Genomic DNA, 22,106 nt, shown 5'->3' with positions numbered 1-22,106 from the left:
GATCACTCCTTGGTTCCAAGTCTGTTTAAAAGCGACCTTAATTGGTGTTCCTCCTCTTTTGTTAACCCAAGAAGTTCCTCATCTTCATATGTTCTGATGATATCAGCCAAGTCTGCTACTTGATCAAAGGAAGACTCGTTAATCTGGATGATACGCGCTCGTCTATCCACTCCTGGCTTTCGAGTAATCCAGCCTTTCTCCTCTAAACGGGTCAGCGTTCGAGTAACCGTAGGTGCTTCAACGTTTAAATATTGCCAAATGGCTGTTTGTGTCATTGGTCCATTTTTGTAAAGACAATAGAGAACGGACCATTGTGATGTATATAAGCCAAAATCTTTTAGCTTGTCGTTAATCTGTTTATTCAATATGCGAACTTGCTGGTTTAAAAGGTGTAACAGATGATGGTTAGAACAATCCAATTACCTTCCCTCCAATTATTTACCTAGGTAAGTAATGTGCATAAAGGCTATCTTATAAGAAACTGAAGCTCTTGTAAAGGATTATGTATCAGGGATAAAGGACAAGTATATCCATCTATTAGGCGGTCATACGATTTTGTGATATGTTAGAAGGTATAACTTCTCACGAAAGGGCAGGAGAATGGAATGGTTAATGAAATAAATGTAACAGTACGCAATAGGTATGCAGAAAAATATAGAAAAGGCTATCCGTTAATCCATAAGGAAGCAATCATTGCTTCTAAGAATCTGCGAGTAGAAGGCACGATCATGAAGCTTATTGATGAAAAAGGTCAATTTATCGGAAAAGGTTATTATGGTAAACAAAACAAAGGCTATGGCTGGGTGATCAGCCACAACGAATCAGAACTTATCGATGCCAGCTTTTTTGATAAGAAGTTGAAGAAGGCAGTCAAAAATCGAAATAACCTGTACCAGGATGAGGAAACAACTGCATTCCGGGTTTTCAATGGAGAAGGAGATGGCATTGGCGGCCTTACCATTGATTACTTTGACGGATATTACTTAATTAACTGGTATAGCGAAGGGGCCTATTCCTTTAGCGACCATTTGATCAGTTCCTTAGAGCAAAACGTTGAATATAAAGCTATCTATCAAAAGAAACGCTTTGGTAAGCAAGGCCAGTATATTGAGGAAGACGAATTTGTGAAAGGGGAGCGCGGTGACTTCCCTATCATCGTGAAGGAAAATGGCGTGAATTTTGCTGTCTATCTAAACGAAGGAGCCATGGTGGGGGTATTTCTTGATCAGCGAGAGGTCAGACGCACCATAAAGGATCAATACGCCTATGGAAAAAATGTACTTAACACGTTTTCCTATACCGGTGCATTCTCTTTATTTGCTTCATTAGGAGGTGCTTCCCAAACAACAAGTGTCGATTTAGCAAACCGAAGTTATGCGAAAACGATTGAGAACTTTAGTTTAAATGGTATTGATTATGAGGCACACGATATAATTGTCGATGATGTATTTAAGTATTTTAAGTATGCCAAAAGGAAAAATAAATCGTTTGATCTGGTCATCCTTGACCCACCAAGCTTTGCACGCTCCAAAAAATTCACCTTTCGTGCAGAGAAGGACTATACCAGCCTCCTCACAGAAACGATTTCAATTACGGAGGACAAGGGTGTAATTGTTGCCTCCACAAATTGCAGTAAATTTAATATGAAGAAGTTCAAATCCTTTGTTGACCAAGCCTTTAAGGAATCCGCTATGAGTTATCAGATACTTGAAGAATACTCCCTCCCGGAGGACTTTAAAACTATATCGCAATTTAAAGAAGGTAATTACCTTAAAGTCCTGTTTATTCAAAAGAAGAGGTGATGAGGACCTCTTAATAAAATCTATTATTAAGAAATAATCTAGTGGTTCTCTGTCTCCAATTTTATGATTAGAGCAGCTTAACTTGCAGAAAAGCAAGAGTTGGCTGCTCTTTTATTTATGGGGACAAATCAGTTAGTGCTGTTCATCAATAATGGAAAGCTCATCCATTATTGAAGTGCACACAAATAAGTTTACATGAAAACAATATGAATACATTTTGAGTACAAATAAGTTTACATGTGTACAAAAGCGAATACAAACTGATGAAACAACATGCGTGCAAAAAAGATTGCAAGAAAACAAATTTGTGTTCAAGTATGCGGAAAAGAATGCATAAAATGGCACATTGACTATTAGGGTCGATTTTAATATGTTTAATAGTAGAGTAAGGTTATTCTAGTAACCTGCTATTTGAATTTAAAGGAGAGTTTTAAATGACAAAATCAAGAATTGCTGCTGTTGATGTAGGAAATGATGCAGTAAAAGCAAACTTCGGGAAAATGGAATCTGAGTTGTACATCCCTAATGTTATGGCTAGAGACTTGGAAGATCGCCCTGTTATCGGGATTGAAGAATTAGATGACAAAGACCCGCTTGATAATTTACATATCAGAGTGCACTCCCCTGCGCTAGATGAAAATAACGCTATTTATCGTGTGGGAACACTAGCCGCAAAAAGCGATAATTCTACTGAACTGGATCCAGGGAGCAGTAAAGCGGAAGAAGACCAGACATTGGTTATGCTATTTGCCTCTTTAGCTTTAGATGCAGTATCTAATAAAGATGCTAAATCATCCAAAAACAACGTCGTAGATGCAAATTATACGCTGGGTACGGGCCTCCCTCTCCGTGAAGTGAAAGAAGGAAAGGATGTAGGATACCGTTCCCAGCTGCTCGGGTCTGTTCACCAAGTGGAGTTTCTTGTTACACCTCAATACCAGGGAATGAAAGTAAATCTTAAATTTGATGAGGTCAAGGTTTATCCGGAAGGGTTTGCCGCGTTCGTAAACCTTGTGATGGATAATGACTTAAATATCATTAATAAAGATCTGATTGATAAACAAATCCTAATACAAGATATTGGTGGTCTCTCAACAGATATTGCAGTCATCAGAAATAGAAATGTAGATGATGATAAGGCCCAGGGCTATAACTTGGGAGTATCTGAATCACTAGAGCAGATTAGAGACGAAATTCTGACAAAACATGGAGTAGAGTTAGATAGCCGCCGTGACGTGGTAGACATTATTACCCGAAAAAATGATCGTCACCACATCATGGTTAAAGGAAGCCGTACAAGTGTCCATGATATTACAGATCGCATCTTGTTAGAACTCGCTAAAAAACAATACCGCTTCTTAAGAAATGTCTGGCAGAAGAATTCTCAGTCTGAAATTTGCTATTTTGTCGGTGGAGGATCAGCAGTCCTTAAAGATTACATTAAGACCCTCAACAATAAGCTGGATGGCTTCAACATTGACTTCTTTGAAGACGAAAATGAAAGCATTTGGATGATGGCCAATGCGTATTACAAACTCATTTCTGACTTTGTGCGTAAATTTGAGAAAGCTGACAAGAAAACCGAAACTGCCTCATCATCAAAGTAAGGTGATTGAATGAGTAATGCAAAAAAAAGCGTGGAGAGGGGACAATCCATTACATTCCGTGTCCCTTCTGACACGCCGGATCATATATTGAAACGGCTTTCTGAACTAAAAGAACAAGAGAGAAGAAATTTTTCAAGTAAGATAGCTCAATACGTTATGGACGGAGTCAGCTCAACGATTTCACAAGATAAGGAAACCATCACCATTCCGTTGCCCCGGAAACTCACCAAAGAACAACGTAACTGGATCAAACATGAACATTCTGAAGCGCTCATGGGAAGCATTATTTATCAGCTTATGATTGATCCGACAAGGGCTATGAGCCTCCTGGCTTCCTTAAATAGCAATGCTATAGACATCAATGAGGCGCTGTTTCTTCAAGAAGAAACAGCTGCTGCCACATCAATTGAGGGCTTAAAAGCAGTAGAACCTCAAGAAATGAATAAAGATGAAAAAGAAGAAAATGCGGTTGAGTTTGAAGAAAATGACCTAAGCGATTTAAACTTGGATAATCTTATGGATGAGCTACAACAAGAGCAACCTCAGGAAAAAGAAGAAGAGGAAGAGGAAGGAATGCTCGATGACTTTCTCTCAAATATGAATAAATGATACTCAGCCAAAAGCTATCACAGCTTTTGGTTTTCAAAAACCCGGACTAACCTCACCAAATCCACGAACTAAGCCAAGAAAAGAGAACTGCTATTGAAGTGCAGTTCTCTATAATGGGTTATGTTCTGCGAAAGCAAGAAAAGTATTTTCATTCTCAATCAATCCACATGCTCCACATTGCACTTTATACTCTGGACCTCTATAATCCATATGGAAGGTAGCTAACTGCCCGCTATCACATTCTGACAAAACTTCTCCAGTTCTTGGATCTAGTTTGACAGCAGTAGAAAGTTGTTTGATTTTATTAAATCTCGAACGGTTTGTCTTGCAGTTTGGACAAAGATAAGGATTCATATAGATCACCTCCAGGATTATCTTTGCACAACTATTGTCTGATTATACAAAAAATAACAGATAACCTGCGGAAGAAAGAAAACTTTTTATGGACATTTCCCGGGAAATGTCGACGAAATTATACAAAGTATGAGGAAATATAAAAAAACGATTTACTAAAAGTATGGTTTATATGGTGCCAAGCGTGGTTTTGCGTTTTATGAAAGGTAGATGTAGAGATGGATTTCGTTATTTTGTTCTTGGTAATTATTGTAGCTGCGTCTATTTTACAAACCAGTACAGGGTTTGGTTTTTCCATCATGGCTACACCTTTTTTGTTATTGATGTTCGAACCATCAGAAGCAATTCAAATCAATTTGGTTTTATCTCTGGTCATTTCTCTGGCTTTAATTCGGAAAATTCGACGTGACATTGATGTGGCTATATTGAAGAGGCTAATCATGGGAAGTTCTTTCGGATTAATAGCAGGAATCGGAGTTTTCCTGATGGTAAATACGGATCAACTAAAGTTAGCAGTAAGCATAGTGATCTTGTTGCTTACACTACTTTTAATGCTTTCTTTTCGTATGAAGCAGACAAACAGAAGAGACATTTTTACAGGTGGTATCTCTGGAGCTTTAACAACAAGTATAGGGATGCCTGGTCCTCCTTTATTGCTCTATTTTGCCGGGACAGAAACAAAAAAAGAAAAACTTCGGGCAACGACTTTGGCATTTTACCTGTTTGTTTATTTAACTAGTCTATTCGTGCAAGTAATATTTGCAGGTACGGACAGGACTGTTTGGATATCGAGTGGGTTGGCACTGCCCTTAGTGGTCATAGGACTATTCTTAGGTCAGAAGCTATTTAAATGGGTAAGTCAATCTGTATTTAAAGTAATAACCTATATTATTCTGCTATTCACTGGATGTTATTTACTTATAGAAAGTGCACTGTAAAAATAAAAATGTCAGCATGTATCGGCTGACGATATAGCTGTTATTCAGCATTGGTAAAAGCTTCTTTCGTACCTATAAATCCAATCATCGAAGAATGGTTTGTTCCATCTTCTGCCTTACAGCTGTCTAGATATACGATCGGACCACGTTTAGAAATAAATTGACAGGAAAACTCTCCAGTCGGTGTTTGGTAGTATCCTCCGAAGTTATTTTCGAAAAGAATGGTTTCTCCATCATAGGAAATTGTGTTTTGAAATGTGTGCCATCTTTCGTAAAGATTGAAATGTTAACACTGTCACTTTCTTTTTGATCTACACTTTCCAGGAAGGAGGGGATTTTATCAACATTTTGAACTTTCAAGGCTCCTTGGGTGATTTGTTCAAAATTATCAACCAGATGTTCTTCAATGACGTGTCCATCTTTCCTGGCATCATCTACTGAATAGGATTCTTCTGAATCGGCGTCGTTAGAACATGCAATAAGTGTTGCAAGGCACAAAAACAGTAACGTTAACTTTTTCATTACATCCCCCTTCCCCAATTAATAAAAGTATATGTTTTTACCCCTAAGAATACAATTATGTTTTGATAGACATAGATAAAAAAAGGTTCTGCCGCAGCAGAACCTCATACTAAAGTTATTTGGTTATGATTTCATTTTCCTCAAGCTCAATCCAATCATGAGCCCATTTCTCTATATCATCCATTATTGGTTTCAAAGATAAACCTTTATCGGTTAAAGAATATTCAATACGAACTGGCGTCTCAGGAAACACGTCACGCTTAACTAATCCGTTCTTCTCCATGTCTTTCAATCGGTCAGACAGGACTTTTCCACTAATTCCAATAGAAGATTCTATTGTACAAAAACGTTGCTTTCCTTCCAAAAGCTGATAGACTATTAAACCTGTCCAGCGTTGGCTTAAGAGGCCAATTGCTTTTTCAAAACGAGGACATATTAATTTATTCATGTCTCATCACTCCTGTATATATTATACCACGGACATTGCAGTTATTAAATAATATTAATTATGTTAAACGAAATAACTAACTTTAGTTAACGAGCTTACCTATAGTAATAACCCCGTTCTATTTCCATTATTCAATGAAGGTGAGATCAGGCATCCATTGGGAAAGATGCTGCTTCTTCTCTCTTATGACTTGCTTGTGGTTTGATAACTGGTGAGAAGTCAATTTGTGCATAGGGATCACTTCATAATTGTGCGGTCCGGAAGAGGTGACATACGTCAAAACAAATCGAGGGTTCTCAACTTCTACATTTCCATTCTCTTTTATCAAATTGAACTTTATAATCCCGCCAACTCGTTTGGGAAAAGAGTCCTGACCTGAAAAGAAATTTCCCAGGGAATAAACAGCGAGCATTTTGTTACCCTGTTTTCCCTCCACCCATTCTATTGGCTGAAGTACATGAGGGTGATGGCCGATAACAGCATGAACCCCTTGATCTGCAGCGAATTGAACTAGGTCCTTTTGTCGTTGTGAAGGGAGGGGTTCGTATTGTTTGCCGAAATGCAGGCTCAGAATGACGGCATCACTTATCTTCTTAGCCTTAAGGATATCCTGTTTCATTTTTCCCTTGTCAATTAAATTAACGAGGTAAGGCTTGTCTTTTGGAACGGGGATTCCATTTGTTCCGTAAGTGTAGCTCAGAAAGGCTACGTTTATCCCTTTTTTTGTGTCATACACTCGGATATGTTCACTATCCTCTTTATTTTTATAGACACCCGTATACATCATTCCGAGTTTATTCCAATGACTGAGAGCCTTGCGAATGCCGTTTGCACCTTGGTCTAAACTATGGTTGTTTGCAAGGGTAACTACATCTACTCCTAATTCCTTCAGATTGTTTCCAATTTCCTTTGGGCTGTTAAACGTTGGATAACCGGATAATCCTAACTCTTTCCCGCCGATCATCGTTTCCTGATTAGCCATCGTAATCGTGGTGTCTTCTAAGAATGGTTTAACTTGTTTAAGCATTGGCATAAAGTTATAGCCACTTTCCGTTTTAGCATCATTGTATACGCGATCGTGAATCAGCACATCTCCGACAGCCGAGACACTAATGGAGGATGACCGCTGGGGAGTGGATTTTTGCTTAAGAGAAATTTGTGAAGACGGTGAGGGCCGGGATTCTTTTGTCGGTATCTTCCCCTCACAAGCGCTTGATAAAAAAAAGATAATGAGAAGAAAGAATATGAGATATACCCGCATATGATCACAATCCTTTTTTATGTAATGAAGAAATAACTCGATTAAATGCGAACTTTGTCTTTAATTATAACAGAAAAAACCTGATCTTAGGGATCAGGTTATGTACTGCTAAGCTGACTTTTTATCCGATGTGGAAAGGAGGCTGGCCTGGATAAGTCGCTTTCTGATTGTTATGCCGATCCAAGAGGCTAAGAAAGCTTTAATGATACCTACTGCAATAAAGGGATAAACGCCTGCATTGAGGGCTCCTTCCCATCCTAATCCTGCAACAAACTTTAATTGAACTGCACCAAAAATCAAAATTATAATCATCCCGAGAGTATTAGCAGCCAGAGCCATGGGAATGGTGAAAGTCGTTTTCTCCAGAAGAAAACCTGTTATGTAAGCAGCTGCAATAAACCCAACGATGTAACCTCCCGTAGGGCCAGCCAGAACCTGAAGACCACCGCTGAACCCAGCAAACACGGGAATACCAACTGCTCCAATAGCTGCGTAGCAAATCATCGCTGTAGCCCCTTGCCGACTCCCAAGAACCGTAGCTGTAATACCGACGGCCAGGGTTTGTCCACTGATAGGGACAAGGGGGAGGGGGATTTCGAATTGTGCCAAAATAGCAGTGATGGCAGCAAAAATAGAAGAGTTAATAAGGACTCTTAGTTTTCTGCTTTGTTCATTCACAAATAGTCACTCCTTCTCGTATGTTAACTATATATAATTTAAGTTAACATACGAAAAGATAAATCGGTAGAAGCGAAAGTTATATATTTGCCAACTAGGCAAATAAAAAGAGTCCCGCTCTAATTAGCGGAACTCTCAGCTATTTATGCCTTCACATACATAGGAAGGTCTGTGTGCCCCATCTCTCTGACGTAAACAAATAAATTTCCTTTATGGTTTATTTCATGGTCGATGGCCATATTCAACAGCTGACCGGCCGTCATTTCTTTTCCAAAGATATGGCTGACGTCCAATGTTTGTTCAAACTCCTCATCGGTTAATTTGCTAAGCAATTTCACTGTTGCCTCCGTATATTCCTGAGCACGTTCTGTTAAGTCTGCCGTATCATCTTCATCAAAAAGCTTCTCAGGCTCCTGTTTGTTTGCCAGCCTGGCAAACGTATAGGTAGATTCAAGGATGTGATTTACAAGTTTTTGGGCTTCCATTGATGTAGGGGTGGGCTTAAACGTGTAATGGTCAGGATCAATCTTTGCAGCCAGTTCATTCGTTACTTCACGATGTGACATTAGATAATCAATCAATTGTGCGCTTTTACTCATAATGGTGCCCCTCCTATAATATACTTACTCTTCATAATAAAAGTTATATTTCTTGTAACAAACAGTCAATCAAAAACGTCTAAAGTATATGGACAACCACCCACATGGTATTTTATGACTATTTTTACGTATCAATGTGTTGTATACACTGTTACAATTATTTCATTTTGTTAAAAGAAGGTGGTTAACAGTTCAAAAGAGAGTAAAATTAATGTAAAATGGGTAAGTGTAATTTTAACGGAGGTTTTACAAATGTTTAAAGGAAAAAAACACTTTAATAAAAATACAAAATTGAAATTATTAGTCTATGCAATCGTGATCGGAATGTTCTGGATCAAGATGTCTTATATCCAGAGCGGTATTTTTGATCTGGGTGTAGAAAATACAAACCAAGCTTTAATTCTGGCTTTCAACCCGTTGAGCAGTATCCTGCTTATCTTTGGGCTCGGAATTTTATTAGCTGGCCGGAAAGGGATGCTAGTTTCTTATATTCTTGGTTCTTTGATCATGTATGCAAACATCCTGTTTTACCGGGAATACAGTGACTTTATTACGATTCCGATGCTTGAGCAAGTTGCCAACCTGGCTGGAATGGGAAGCAGTATTACAAACATCATGTCTCCGACTGATGCTTTGTTGTTTATTGATGTTGTCATCGCTGCTTTTCTACTATTCTATTTAAAGCCGGAACGTTTGCAGCTATTTTTACCAAAACGCAGAGAAGGTTTAATTCTTGCCATTATAGCTATCCCGTTTTTTATAGTTAACCTTGCATGGGCAGAAACAGAGCGTACTGACCTGCTTGAGCGGACATTTGACCGCAATAAGCTAGTTAAATTTATTGGTCTGATAAACTATCATGTTTATGACGCTGTACTTCAAGGGAGAACGGAGATGCAGCGGACGCTGGCGGATAGTAACGAGCTCGTCCCAGTCATTAACTATTTAAATGAAACAAGTACTCCATCGAGTGATAAATACGAAAGTATAATTGAAGGGAAAAATGTGATTGCCATTTCCTTAGAGAGTACTCAAGAATTTGTTGTGGGCAAAGAACTTCATGGTCAGGAACTAACGCCGTATTTTAATGACTTGAAGGAAGAGGGGATTTATTTTGATAACTTCTACCATCAAGTGAAACAAGGTCGTACGTCAGACTCTGAGTTTCTTTTAGCGAATTCTATGTATCCATTAAACCGCGGAGCTGTATTTTTCACCCATTCTAGTAATGAGTATGAGGCCATGCCGGAAGTTTTAGGGAACAACGGATATTCTACGAGCATCATGCATGCTAATGATAAAACATTCTGGAACAGGAATGTCATGTATGACTCACTAGGTATAGATGAATATTATTCAAAACAAGATTATAAGGTAACAGAAGAGAATTCTTATGGATGGGGCTTATTAGACGAGAATTTCTTCGCTCAATCATTAGACAAAATGAAGAAATTAGAGGAACCTTTTTATACAAGGATGATCACGCTGACCAACCATTATCCATTTACCTTGCCTGAAGATAAGAAATTAATTGAAGAAGGAAACACATCTAGTGCGACACTAAACCGCTATTTCCAAACGATTCGTTATCAAGACCACGCATTAAAACAATTCGTAGAAGCGTTTAAGCAATCAGAACTCTATGATAATACGATTCTAATGATCTATGGGGATCACTTTGGTATTTCAGAAAACCACCAGAAAGCTATGGGTGAGTATTTAGGTAAAGATATTAATGAATTTGAACAGTTCCAGCTTCAGCAAGTACCGCTGTTGTTTTATGGTAAAGGTATCGAGCCGCAAGAGAACCATACAGTAGGCGGCCAAGTTGACCTGCGCCCTACCTTAATGAACATGTTAGGGATTGAAGGCAATAATCCTATTCAGTTTGGACATGATTTATTAAGTGAAGAACGTCGTCAGCTAATGATTACGCGTGATGGGGATTTTGCCAGCGAAAAATATGTAGGCATTCAAGGGGAATGTTATGACAGGCAGACTGGTGAAAAGATCGATTCAGAGTTATGTGAGCCTCTCTTTAAACAAGCAAAAGAGGAACTGACGATGTCAGATTCAGTTATTTATGGAGACCTCCTAAGGTACCTTGATGAAACAAAAGTAGTCGAACCCATCGATGAACAACAAAAGCAAAAGCAGAAACAGGAAGAATAACCTCAAACCCTCACTATCGCGGTGAGGGCTTTTTTTTGATTATATATGCTGTATCATTCCTCTAAAGTGTACTAAAATAAGAAGAGCAAATGAGAGGACGTGAGCAACGGATGGAAAAGAACATCAAACTAATAGCACTAGATATGGACGGATCATTATTAAACGAAGACTTACAAGTATCCAAAAGAAACCATGAAGCTATTCAGAAAGCCAAAAGCGAGGGGATTCATGTTGTACTCAGCACAGGCAGGTCTTTATCAACTTGTCAAGATATCGCTGAGTCTCTTGGGCGTTCATCCTACCTAGTGACGATCAATGGCGGGGAGATATATGATAAAGACTTTAAGCTTGTAGAACAGAACCTCCTAGACCCTGAACATGTGGAGAGGTTATGGGAACTAAGAAATGGTCATGGTGTTCATTTTTGGACCTCAACGGTTCAAGGACAGTTTAGCAGTCAGAAACCCTTTGATAAAGAAATCGTTGATTATGATTGGCTTAAATTTGGCTTCGACGTTGAAGATGATGAAGTACGTCAAGTTATTTTAGATGAGCTTCGTAATAATGAAGCGTTCGAAATTACAAACTCAAGTCCGACAAATATAGAAATAAATCCGGTTGGAGTAAATAAAGCGGCAGCATTGTTGAAGGTTTGTGAGAAGTTAAGTTTAGAGATGAACCAGGTGATGGCAGTTGGAGATAGTATGAATGATTTGGCCATGATACGTGAAGCCGGATTTGGTGTGGCGATGGGCAATGCACAGGAGATCGTTAAGGAAGAAGCGGATTGGGTAACGGAGACTAATACAAATGATGGTGTAGCCCAAGCAATTGAAAGGATTTTATGACGTATCAATTAAAGACATATTTAAGTATTCCTATCATAAAATAATATTAACCCTATCCCAAAGTCTCCTCCCTGTTAAAGAAGTGCGTAGAAGAGTGCAAGAGGCCGACTAGAAAAAGAACAACGTATGTCTATGGTATAGGTTATAGGAAAAAGCATCGTTACTCACTATGAATAGCGGTGCCTATTTTTTATTTCTAGACTTATGTAGCGATTGCAGACTCCAATGTATCCTTACACATTCTTATTTATGGAAGCTTGTTAAAATTGCAGGAAAATAAATAGGTAAGCAAGAATATTATAAATACCAGTTTTTTAGAGATATATGACTGAGTATTCAAACTATTAGAAGGTTCCGTGGAGACAGGCTATATAAGAGGAACCCAGGATTGTAAAGGAATCATTGAGAAAGTTTCTTGCCAAAGAAGCTTATCCTTACTTTGACCAATGGGAGAGCCGGGACTGCGTTCCGAAATCATTTTGTAAAAGCATGGACAGCAACGGTACCTTTGTCTATGGCTTAGTCAAGAGTTCGGTGGCGTCGGAGCAGATTTCGCTTATTTCCTATGGGAGGCAATTACATAAAGTCGGACTGAATAGTCTGGATACAGATGAACTGACTTTTGAGGATGCTGAAGTACTTAGAGGAAATCTTATTGGGATCATTGCCAAAAATGGGGCTCAATTAGCTCGAATGAATGGGGGATACAGGATGAATGAAGTTGTTATTGTAGAAGCTGTAAGAACTCCGGTTGGAAGAAAAAATGGCTTATTGAAGGATATTAGACCAGACGAGTTACTGGCAAAAGTGCTGAAAGAACTGACATGTCGGGTTGACCTTGACCCGAATGAGGTGAATGATGTCATTGCAGGTTGTGTTTCTCAAGTAGGAGAGCAGTCTGGTGACGTAGCCAGAATTGCGGCCCTTATGGCTGGTTTCCCCGAGGAGGTCCCTGGTGTCACGATTGACAGGCAGTGTGGGTCAAGTCAACAAGCTGTTCACTTTGCTTCACAAGCAATTGCAAGTGGAGATATGGATGTGGTAATTGCTGGCGGGGTTGAATCAATGTCTCGTGTTCCGATGTTTTCAAATAGACAGGGAGCTGAATACAGTGAAAAACTTACCAGCCAATTTGAAATGATTAATCAAGGTTTATCGGCCGAGCGAATTTCTGATCATTGGGACCTTAGCAGGAAGGAATTAGATAGGTTTGCAGTGGGCAGTCATGAAAAGGCGTTATCTGCGATTGACCAAGGGTGTTTTGAAAGAGAAATTATGCCTGTAGAAACAAAGGATCGTAATGGGATGCCAATAGCGATGAACGAGGATGAAGGACCACGTCCCGGCACAACTATCGACAGTTTGGCACATCTAAGTCCGGCTTTTAAAGAAGATGGATTGATTACCGCGGGAAACGCAAGTCAAATTAGTGACGGAGCTTCGGCCATCTTGCTAATGTCACGCGAGAAGGCGGAGTCTCTTGGACTTAGACCGCGTTTTCGGGTAGTAGCTCGTTCCGTTGTGGGGTCTGACCCGACTTTTATGCTGACTGGGCCTGTGCCAGCAACTCAGAAAGTTCTTCAAAAAGCTGGTCTTCGTCTTCAAGATGTCGATTTATTTGAAGTTAACGAAGCCTTTGCACCGGTACCTTTGTTTTGGCTGAAAGAAACAGGTGCTGATATTGAAAAATTGAACGTCAATGGTGGTGCGATAGCGCTTGGGCACCCGCTTGGAGCGACGGGTACTAAGCTGATGACCACTCTTATGCACGAACTTGAAAGGTCGAGAGGGCGCTATGGACTCCAGGCAGTCTGTGAAGGGCTGGGTATGGCAAACGCTACGATCATTGAGCGTCTAAGGGATTAAATCATAAACATGGACAGGATAATAGCTGTTGTAAGAGGAGGAGCCTCCAGGTTAGGGGAAGCCACGGTGAGACGCATTACTCGAAAAGGCGGGAATGTAATCATAGCCCACCTCATGTCATCCAAATTTTGGATGACATGAGGTGGGGGTAAATGGTAATTATAGAGTCGCGGGGTTACTGGTTTTCAAACAAAATTAGAGGAGCGGATAATGATGGGTCCAACACTTAAAAGTATGTTTGAACAAACGGCTGCGAAGTTTCCGAATAAAGAAGCGTTAGTGGATGCACGGTTAGGTTCAAGGTGGACATATCGACAATGGGAGGAGGAAGCAAATTGCCTGGCTAATGCCCTGTCTGATGCTGGAGTCACTAAAGGGGACAAGGTTTCTACTGTGCTTTATAACACAGCTGAATTTGCTATCACTTTATTTGCCTGTACGAAAATTGGTGCTATTTTTAATCCCGTGAACTTTAGGCTGACATCGCAGGAAATCAGCTTTATCATTAAAGATGCTAAACCTAAAGTGGTTTTATTCGAACGGGCAACAGCACCACAACTTAAAGAAATCGCAAACGAAAGAACCCATATTAATTTCTGGTCAATAGATGAGCAGCAAGATGTAGTATTGTCCCGCTATTATTATGATGTACTGGAAGGGGCAGACCGTACACGCCCAGATTGTGAAATTGATGAAGACGATTACTATGCAATCATGTACACATCAGGTACGACGGGGGTCCCCAAAGGAGTTCTTCATTCCCACCGAGATATGATTGACCAAGCTCTCCTCCTTGCCCACACATTAAACCTTACCCAACACGATCGCGGCTTAACAGTAGCTCCTATGTTCCACTGTGCTGAACTCCATTGTACATTTTTCCCAAGAGTAATGGTTGGTGCAACAACGGTAATTCTCCATCACTTCGATGCTCAGGAAATGATTCAAATCACGCGTGAAGAAGAAATCTCTACGCTGTTTGCGGCTCCAACGATGTGGAATATGATCTTACAAGAAAAATTCAGCAAAAAGGACTTCAATTCATTGAGGACAGGGCTTTATGGTGGGGCGCCCATGGCTCCGGCACTAACGAAACGGCTTCATCAGGCTTTAGGGGTCCAGTTGATCCAGGCATATGGCATGACTGAAATGGGACCTGCTATAACCGTTCTTCTCGAGGACGAGCAACTATCTAAAGCAGGGTCTGCTGGCCGGGCACTGGTAAATCATGAAGTGCGTGTCGTACGCACACGGGAGGAAGGACCAGCAGACCCCGCTGACATTTGCAGCTCTGGCGAGTTAGGGGAAATTATTGTCCGCGGACCAAGTATGATGCCTGAATATTACAATCGGTCCGAAGAGACAGCAGAGGCATTATATAAAGGCTGGTATCACTCTGGAGACATTGGTTATTTCGATGAAGACGGTTATCTCTGGGTAAGCGACAGGGTGAAAGACATGATTGTTTCAGGCGGGGAGAACATTTACTCTCGTGAGGTGGAGGATACCCTGTTCGACCACCCCTCTGTAGTAGATGCTGCAGTAGTTGGGGAGCCTGATGAAATGTGGGGCGAACGAGTTGTTGCTTATGTAGTGAAAAAAGGTGATGTAAAGCCTGAGGAACTTGATGAATTTTGTACATCGGGTGAGAGACTGGCCCGTTACAAGCGCCCGCGTCGTTACGAGTTTGTTTCGGAACTTCCGCGAAACGCCAGTGGGAAGCTGCAAAAATTTAAACTTCGAGAGCAGACAGAACGGGTAACAGAATAGATTGGAAAAGCCTCGACTCATTATGTCGAGGCTTTCTAATTGGTGTGTAATCCATTATCATCCTAATTGTCTCATAACATCAATGGGCTGGAGCTCTCGCACTTTATCGTAATCTTGAAACGGACAGCCAATTTCCTGAACTCGTTTTACAACATTCTTGATAGTAAAATCTTCTGGATTTAATTCGTCAGTAACTTCATCCCAATAAAGCGGTGTAGCTACAGTTCCTTCAGATGTTGCTCTGGCTGAATAAGGGGAGATTATGGTTTTCCCTTCTGCATGCTGCACATAATCAAGGTAAAGTCTTCGTCCGCGTTTTTTCTTTAATCGCTCAATTGTAAATAAATCAGGACTTTCCTTTACGAGAAGATCCACCAAACTTTTAGTGAATTTTCTCGTTTCCTCATAGCTCATACTCCCCTCTAGGATAGGAATATGAAGCTGCATTCCTTTATTTCCGGATGTTTTTATAAAACCGTGAACACCTAGCTGGTCAAGTAAATGTTTCAACAGCTGAGCGGCAATGATCGATAAATGAAATTCTTCGCGGTCAGGTGGATCAAGGTCAAAAACAATTTCATCCGGATCCCTGGCTGCCGCTTTTTGAAACGGGATATGAAACTCGAGTGCTCCTTGATTGCTTAGCCAGATTAAACTTGATAGCTCATTGCTAACGATGAACGTTTCGTCATTTTCCTGCCACTCACCTACATAATCAGGAGAATGTTCTGCCCTATGCTTCTGAAAGAAGGATTCATCGCCCACACCATGAGGGTAGCGAATTAACGTCAATTTTTTATCACTTATAAAAGGCATCATATAAGGAGCAATCGCTCTGATGTACATAAGGTAATCCTGCTTACTCCATTGCTTTTCAGGCCACAGTATTTTGTCAGGATGGGTGATTTCTACATCTTCAGGAAACAAAAGCAGGTCCCAATCTCGTTTGGATACGGTACAGTCGTCAGGCTCTAGATCAAATCTAAACTGATTAAAGGTAGGTTCGCGCATTTCCTCGCCTTCTGCCATTAAGCAGTTGACCGCGGCACATACACTTGGGCTGATCTCCCAATTAGTCCCGTTTTCTTTGAAGAAAGTCTCAAGAGTCTCCGACTGCTCTGAGGTTAATCCATGCTTAAAACTGCCTAACGGTACACGTTTGTTCCCTTGCCAAATTTCCACTTTATAATAATCGTTCTTGGGGTCGAATGAGGTTAGAAAGCCGGATACGGAGCGCCACTGTTTTATTTTAAGCCATTGTCTCGTTCGAACCCCTTTTTGGTAAATACTCTGCTTGCGTTTGGCCACAATTCCTTCACCTAAATGAAGGTGGAGAAGTTTATGGATATCTGATTTATGTTCAAAAACTTCCACCATTTGAATAGACGGATAATTGATAGTATTGATGAGGTGATTAAGCTGATTTTTTCTTTCTGTAAAAATGGATGAAGTCAATTTGTTTCCAGCTTCGAGAATATCAAATGCCATAAATGTGGCTGGTCGTTTTTCGGCAATACGGTTAATAGTCGTTTTGTTCTTCATCCGTCCTCGTTTTTGAAGAAGAGGGAAATTTGCCTGATAAGGGGTGTTGAGAATCACGATCTCTCCGTCAAGCAAAACAGGCAGTTGATCAGGAGGATTCGCTTCTTTTGCCGCTTTAATGATTTCGGGAAAACGGTCCGATAAATCCTGGCCGTTTCTACTTATGAGTGTAATACTGCTTTCTGTCCACTTAAGGAACGCTCGAAAACCGTCATATTTCACTTCGTACACCCATTCATTTCCCATAGGAATATCTACAGACAATGTTGGCAGCATTGGTTTAGACAAGTCAATCACCTTCTTTTCTATCCTTTATTTTGATCGACTCGATAGCTTTTAGTCATATTTTTTCCCAGAGGGTAAAAGCTAATCAAAAAGGAGGGAGACAGTAATGCATACAATGTGGAAAGGGTCGATTAGTTTCGGTCTTGTTAATATTCCGATCAAGCTTCATGCAGCTACTGAGAATAAAGATATTAAATTGCGTCAATTACATGAAAAATGCAAGTCTCCGATTGAGTATAAAAAAAGGTGCCCAGTCTGCGAAGAGGAAGTGAAAAATGAGGAAATTGTAAAAGCTTACGAGTATGCTAAAAATAAATTTGTCGTTCTTGATGACGAGGATTTAAAGAACTTAAAGAAGGAACAAGAAGACAAAGCAGTGGAAATTCTTGATTTTGTTAAACTTGAAGAAATTGACCCCATTTATTTTGACCGCAGCTATTTTATTTCACCAAACAGCGGTGGTAATAAAGCTTATGGCTTACTGAGAGAGGCTCTTGAAGATACGGGGAAAATTGGAATTGCTAAGATTATCATTCGCTCGAAAGAACAACTGGCTATATTAAGAGTGTATAAAAATACATTGCTTATGGAGACCATTCATTATCCGGATGAAGTCCGTGATGTTGGAGAGGTGCCAAACGTGCCTGAGCAAACAGATTTAAGTAATAAGGAAATGAAGACTGCTGTCGCACTGATTGATGAACTTACGGCTGAGTTCGAACCAGAAAAGTACACGGATGAATACCGCACAGCTCTTCTTGAGCTTATTGAAGCTAAACGAAATAATGAAGAAGTTACGACAGCTAAAGAGAAAAAACGTCCTGATAATGTGACAGACCTTATGGAAGCCTTAGAAAAATCACTGGATGAATCGAAAAACAAAAAGAAAGTGGCGCCTAAAAAGGCAGCCCCTAAAAAGAAAACGACCAAGAAATCATCTTCAAAGAAAAAATCGTCATAACCCCTCGTGTAGAAGGTTTTTGTCGAACGATTACCTGTATTTTAGCGCCTGAATGTTGTATAATTAAATACAGAGCCCATTATTGAAGGATGTATGAATGGGCGTTCGATCGAGGAAAAGCAGAGATAATGATGAAATCTGCCAAAGTCTCTATAAGCCATTGAGGGACTTTTCTTAGTCAGGCTCAGGAAAGCTTAGTGAAAAAACAGGTTTCACATAAAGGGTTTTATATCCGGCTCTGGAAGAAGTGATCCGACAATCATTAATGGAACAATAGAAGAGGTCATACAGCGTTTCATAGTATGCTCTCTTTTTTTGTACAATGATATCTGAAAAATCTGAACTATGATGGCATATGTATATGGAGAGGAGAATGAATCGTGAGTGAGCTAATATCTTTAAGAAGAATTTGGAAGGCGAAGCAGCGGGTTGCAGGATTAGTTTTACAAACCCCCCTTATATACTCAGATGCTTTATCTAAACATACAGGAAATCAGGTGTATTTGAAACTTGAAAACCACCAGCCTACAGGAGCTTTTAAATTAAGAGGGGCTGCTAACAAGATCCTTTCTCTGTCTAAGGATGATCAAAAAAAGGGTGTGGCGACATTTTCAACGGGAAATCATGGTATTGCGGTCGCCTATGTCGCAAAGCAGCTGGGGATTCGCTCCATAGTATGTATTTCTTCTCGGGTACCGAAAGGGAAAGTGAACCGCCTGAAGGATCTAGGTGCGGAAGTTGCTGTCGTGGGGGAAAATCAGGATGATGCGGAAGACTACTGCTATCGATTAGAGAAGGAACAAGGTGTTTCGGTCATCAAGCCATTTGACGATCTTGAGGTCATTGCTGGGCAGGGCACGATTGGAATTGAAGTGTTGGAACAGTGCCCTGATATAGATGAAATCGTAATTCCTCTCTCAGGAGGAGGCTTGCTTTCGGGTATTGGCTACACGTTAAAGTCGAATGATTCGTCCATTCAGGTGACGGGTGTATCGATGGAGAAGTCAGCGGTCATGCATGAAAGTTTGAAGCAGGGGTATCCCATCAAAATAGCTGAAACGCCAACACTGGCAGACAGTTTATTAGGCGGAATTGGCCCGGATAATCAGTACACTTTTCAATTAACGAAGCAATACATGGATAATAGCGTGCTTATATCCGAGAAGGCGATTGCAGAAGGGGTATTGTTTCTGCTCGAGCATCATAAAATGGCAGTAGAAGGAGCAGCGGGGGCGGTGATCGGAAAATTGTTGTCAGAGAAGCAAAAAGGAGACGGTCGTGTCATTGTAGGCGTTGTCAGCGGTAATAATATCGATCATGAAACGGTGAGTGAGTTGTTAAAAACTAGATAAGCTTGCGGGGTGTGATAAATGGGAATAACCGTTAAGGATGTCTTACAGTTACCCGTCATGAAACCAGCAAAAATTCATGTCGGAAATGAGCGGATTGAAACGAGTCAGGTAGAGTGGATTTCAGTTATAGAAACACCTGTAGAAAACTTTGTTCGTAAAAATGAATTTGTTCTTAGTACTGGAGTCGGGTGTGGCGACGATCCAGATTGTTTAGAAGTTTATGTGAAGGATGTCATCCATTCAGGCGCATCTGCGCTCGCGATTGCTACTGGACGGTATATCTTTAAAATTCCTGATCGCATCCAACAACTCGCTCTTGAGCAAAATTTCACCATTATTGAAATCCCGTGGAATGTACGATTCGGTGATATTTTGCAAGATGTATTAGCCGAAATAAGCAAAGAGAAAGAATTTGAACAGAAACAGGCGGAAAGTGTTCGGCAGGAACTCATTAACTGTGTGTTAAATGGCAAAGGTCTGCAAGAGATAATGACCATTCTCTTTCAGTATTCGAAAATTCCTGTGGCCATTAGTGATCATAACAAGATAGTCAGGGCGAATTATGACTTTGATCAGCGGATGATTGACGTTCTAAATGGGGTGGAAGAAGGAGACTATGAACTTATCCCGACTGAGGAGACCCCGTTTCGCGACCATCCTCTCTATCATTACATTGAAGAATATAAAATTGGGGAACAGTTTTGTTATCAGCTTACCATTCTATCCAATTATAAAAAGCAAGGCTATCTGCTATTTCAGCCAAGAGATAATGAAGAGTTAACCTGGCCTGTCTTAAATATATTGGAACATGCTCTAACGGCTTGTGCCCTCTATTTTGTAAAAGAAAATGCCATTGAAATGACGGAAATCCGGCTTAGAGATGATTTTTTATTAGATTTAGCGAAAAGTGAAGTGGAAGTAGATAAACAAATGCTGTCCAAGGCTCAACTACTTGGCTACGAATTAACCTTGCCCTACATTTGCCTTGTGGGGTCAATCCGCTTTAAGAAGAAAAATAATCAGATAGAGAAAGCCGGGGAGCAATCAGTCTTATCTTCCTCGATGAACAGCCGGAATTATTACATTCAAAAAGAGGTTACTCATGCGGGCGATGTATTAAAACGTCGGACCATGACTACGTTTGAAGATGGGGAAGTTATTGTGTACCTAGAAGCAGATGACCACCCTTATATGGAAACGAGCAACCAATTCCTCGACCTTATCGAACGTAGATTAAATGAATTACTGGCGGGCATTAATATTTCCTGGGGAATATCTTTCCCTAAGAATGGAGTCTTTGTGTTTCATCAAGGGTACGACCAGGCGGTGACCGCTTTAAATATCGGCAAGCAGCAACATGAAGATGGGAATCGGACCTTCTTTAGCGATACCCGTATGAACAGGCTCCTCATGGCCCTTTCCCATGAAAAAGAAATTGAAAACATTGTCAAAGACACGTTACAACCGCTGATTCTGTATGATCAGAAACGTCAGGCAGATCTTATTCATACGTTTATCGTTTACAATAAATACAATAGTAATGTCAGTCAAACAGCGAGGGCCCTGATGTTACATCGGCAGTCATTACTCCACAGATTGCGCAATATTGAACATTTGACAGGCTTATCGTTGTTAAATGCAGACGATATGTTTTTACTGGAACTTAGTGTAAGGTTATGGAAGCTGAAGAAGGTGGAAGAAGAATAACAGGGAGTTTTACTAAAGAATGATTCATGATGACATTCGAAATATTCTCTGTTATGATAAAAGCAACCAAGTGAATAGTTTTGATACATCAACTACTAGGGGGGCCCTAATACGGGCTGAGAGAAAAGCGCAAAAGCTTTTCGACTCTTATGAACCTGATCTGGTTAAGACCAGCGGAGGGAAGTAGTCAGAAGAAATTTCTTATGACTTTATCCGTTCGAAGCCAGGTCCCCCGGGATCTGGCTTTTTTCATGTTCACTCCCCTTCTAAGAGAGGAGGGAAAATATGAATCGAACTCGACTATTAACGACCATGGCTGTATTTGTAGCTATCGGAACGCTTGGTTCGCAAATGCTCTGGTTTCCAGCTGGAATAGCTAAGGCTTATCCTGTTCAACATGCTGTCAATGTTATGGCTGCCGTCACGCTTGGTCCAATTCCGGCCGTTGTGATTGCCTTTATGATCGGCCTGCTTCGCAATCTGCTTGGACTCGGAACTTTGCTTGCGTTTCCAGGAGGAATGATTGGAGCTTTGCTAGCGGGTTACTTTTACAAATGGTCTGGAAAAACCTGGACAGCTGCAGCGGGTGAGGTGATAGGGACTGGATTTATCGGTGCTATGCTCTCCGTGCCTTATGCCAACTTTCTAATGGGAAGTTCTGCGGGGGCATTAGCCTTCTTGCCGTCCTTTCTCATCAGCAGTACAACTGGTGCAGTGATCGGTTGGTTCGTAGTATCAAAGGTTCGTCAAAACCATGCAATTCCTCAAACAAATCTATAATCTTC

The 22,106-nt window shown here is 40.5% G+C and carries 20 protein-coding genes and 1 riboswitch; of the genes, 12 read left to right on the top strand and 8 right to left on the bottom strand.

All coding sequences use genetic code 11. The annotated features are described in order from the left end of the window. Positions 1 to 2: 2 nt before the first annotated feature. The gene (locus tag P9989_RS20620) at positions 3 to 419 is read right to left on the bottom strand and encodes a MarR family winged helix-turn-helix transcriptional regulator (RefSeq protein WP_283076711.1); all 417 of its coding nucleotides are present in this window, start codon (positions 417 to 419) and stop codon (positions 3 to 5) included. 186 nt (positions 420 to 605) lie between these two features. On the opposite strand from P9989_RS20620, the gene P9989_RS20615 reads away from it, so the two are divergent. From P9989_RS20615 to P9989_RS20605, 3 genes are all read left to right on the top strand, one after another. Then, positions 606 to 1,802, top strand: a complete 1,197-nt coding sequence (locus P9989_RS20615; protein ID WP_283076710.1) for a class I SAM-dependent rRNA methyltransferase — start codon at positions 606 to 608, stop codon at positions 1,800 to 1,802. 434 nt (positions 1,803 to 2,236) lie between these two features. Then, on the top strand, positions 2,237 to 3,409 hold the full coding sequence (locus P9989_RS20610) for a ParM/StbA family protein (protein ID WP_283076709.1): 1,173 nt from the start codon (positions 2,237 to 2,239) through the stop codon (positions 3,407 to 3,409). 9 nt (positions 3,410 to 3,418) lie between these two features. Continuing rightward, positions 3,419 to 4,018 carry a hypothetical protein gene (locus P9989_RS20605; protein WP_283076708.1) on the top strand — a complete coding sequence of 200 codons (600 nt, stop codon included), beginning with the start codon at positions 3,419 to 3,421 and terminating at the stop codon, positions 4,016 to 4,018. Between the two features lie 108 nt (positions 4,019 to 4,126). Here P9989_RS20605 and P9989_RS20600 read toward each other — a convergent pair whose 3' ends face one another. Beyond that, positions 4,127 to 4,372, bottom strand: a complete 246-nt coding sequence (locus P9989_RS20600) for a DNA alkylation repair protein (RefSeq protein ID WP_283076707.1) — start codon at positions 4,370 to 4,372, stop codon at positions 4,127 to 4,129. A gap of 218 nt (positions 4,373 to 4,590) precedes the next feature. Between P9989_RS20600 and P9989_RS20595 the strand changes: the two genes are divergently transcribed. Continuing rightward, positions 4,591 to 5,310 (top strand): sulfite exporter TauE/SafE family protein, encoded by a 720-nt coding sequence (locus P9989_RS20595; RefSeq protein WP_283076706.1) that lies wholly within the window; start codon positions 4,591 to 4,593, stop codon positions 5,308 to 5,310. A 126-nt stretch (positions 5,311 to 5,436) separates the two neighbouring features. Here P9989_RS20595 and P9989_RS20590 read toward each other — a convergent pair whose 3' ends face one another. The 5 genes from P9989_RS20590 to P9989_RS20570 form a co-directional block, all read right to left on the bottom strand. Then, on the bottom strand, positions 5,437 to 5,832 hold the full coding sequence (locus tag P9989_RS20590; RefSeq protein WP_283076705.1) for a hypothetical protein: 396 nt from the start codon (positions 5,830 to 5,832) through the stop codon (positions 5,437 to 5,439). A 115-nt stretch (positions 5,833 to 5,947) separates the two neighbouring features. Next, on the bottom strand, positions 5,948 to 6,280 hold the full coding sequence (locus P9989_RS20585) for a winged helix-turn-helix transcriptional regulator (RefSeq protein WP_283076704.1): 333 nt from the start codon (positions 6,278 to 6,280) through the stop codon (positions 5,948 to 5,950). 127 nt (positions 6,281 to 6,407) lie between these two features. Further along, positions 6,408 to 7,541: a CapA family protein gene (locus tag P9989_RS20580; protein WP_283076703.1), complete on the bottom strand. Its 1,134-nt coding sequence runs from the start codon at positions 7,539 to 7,541 to the stop codon at positions 6,408 to 6,410. A gap of 108 nt (positions 7,542 to 7,649) precedes the next feature. Further along, positions 7,650 to 8,219, bottom strand: a complete 570-nt coding sequence (locus tag P9989_RS20575) for a biotin transporter BioY (protein WP_283076702.1) — start codon at positions 8,217 to 8,219, stop codon at positions 7,650 to 7,652. Positions 8,220 to 8,362: 143 nt separating this feature from the next. Then, positions 8,363 to 8,818: a DinB family protein gene (locus P9989_RS20570; protein WP_283076701.1), complete on the bottom strand. Its 456-nt coding sequence runs from the start codon at positions 8,816 to 8,818 to the stop codon at positions 8,363 to 8,365. A gap of 252 nt (positions 8,819 to 9,070) precedes the next feature. Here P9989_RS20570 and P9989_RS20565 point away from each other — a divergent pair, with 252 nt between their 5' ends. The 4 genes from P9989_RS20565 (at position 9,071) to P9989_RS20550 (ending at position 15,474) form a co-directional block, all read left to right on the top strand. Beyond that, a complete protein-coding gene (locus tag P9989_RS20565; RefSeq protein ID WP_283076700.1) occupies positions 9,071 to 10,990 on the top strand; it encodes an LTA synthase family protein in 1,920 nt (639 codons plus the stop codon). 110 nt (positions 10,991 to 11,100) lie between these two features. Continuing rightward, positions 11,101 to 11,838, top strand: a complete 738-nt coding sequence (locus P9989_RS20560; RefSeq protein WP_283076699.1) for a Cof-type HAD-IIB family hydrolase — start codon at positions 11,101 to 11,103, stop codon at positions 11,836 to 11,838. Positions 11,839 to 12,549: 711 nt separating this feature from the next. Beyond that, complete coding sequence (locus P9989_RS20555) at positions 12,550 to 13,704, top strand: thiolase family protein (RefSeq protein WP_283079004.1); 1,155 nt, start codon at positions 12,550 to 12,552, stop codon at positions 13,702 to 13,704. A gap of 213 nt (positions 13,705 to 13,917) precedes the next feature. After that, positions 13,918 to 15,474, top strand: a complete 1,557-nt coding sequence (locus P9989_RS20550; RefSeq protein WP_283079003.1) for a fatty acid--CoA ligase — start codon at positions 13,918 to 13,920, stop codon at positions 15,472 to 15,474. 57 nt (positions 15,475 to 15,531) lie between these two features. Here P9989_RS20550 and ligD read toward each other — a convergent pair whose 3' ends face one another. Next, complete coding sequence (gene ligD / locus P9989_RS20545) at positions 15,532 to 17,304, bottom strand: DNA ligase D (RefSeq protein WP_283076698.1); 1,773 nt, start codon at positions 17,302 to 17,304, stop codon at positions 15,532 to 15,534. A gap of 103 nt (positions 17,305 to 17,407) precedes the next feature. On the opposite strand from ligD, the gene ku reads away from it, so the two are divergent. The 4 genes from ku to thiW all read left to right on the top strand — a co-directional run bounded on the left by ku (position 17,408) and on the right by thiW (position 22,101). Beyond that, positions 17,408 to 18,262 carry a non-homologous end joining protein Ku gene (ku, locus tag P9989_RS20540; RefSeq protein WP_283076697.1) on the top strand — a complete coding sequence of 285 codons (855 nt, stop codon included), beginning with the start codon at positions 17,408 to 17,410 and terminating at the stop codon, positions 18,260 to 18,262. A gap of 380 nt (positions 18,263 to 18,642) precedes the next feature. Then, positions 18,643 to 19,614, top strand: coding sequence for a pyridoxal-phosphate dependent enzyme (locus tag P9989_RS20535; RefSeq protein ID WP_346274877.1), 972 nt, complete (start codon positions 18,643 to 18,645; stop codon positions 19,612 to 19,614). Between the two features lie 18 nt (positions 19,615 to 19,632). Beyond that, a complete protein-coding gene (locus tag P9989_RS20530) occupies positions 19,633 to 21,321 on the top strand; it encodes a PucR family transcriptional regulator (RefSeq protein ID WP_283076696.1) in 1,689 nt (562 codons plus the stop codon). Between the two features lie 87 nt (positions 21,322 to 21,408). After that, a riboswitch (TPP riboswitch) is annotated at positions 21,409 to 21,520 on the top strand. Between the two features lie 86 nt (positions 21,521 to 21,606). Next, positions 21,607 to 22,101, top strand: a complete 495-nt coding sequence (gene thiW, locus P9989_RS20525) for an energy coupling factor transporter S component ThiW (protein WP_283076695.1) — start codon at positions 21,607 to 21,609, stop codon at positions 22,099 to 22,101. The last annotated feature ends 5 nt before the right edge of the window (positions 22,102 to 22,106 follow it).

This window comes from Halobacillus naozhouensis, from assembly GCF_029714185.1.
Classification (GTDB): Bacteria; Bacillota; Bacilli; order Bacillales; family Halobacillaceae; genus Halobacillus_A; species Halobacillus_A naozhouensis.
The sequence above is the reverse complement of the archived record's forward strand: the minus strand, read 5'-3'. Positions and strand labels throughout refer to the sequence as shown.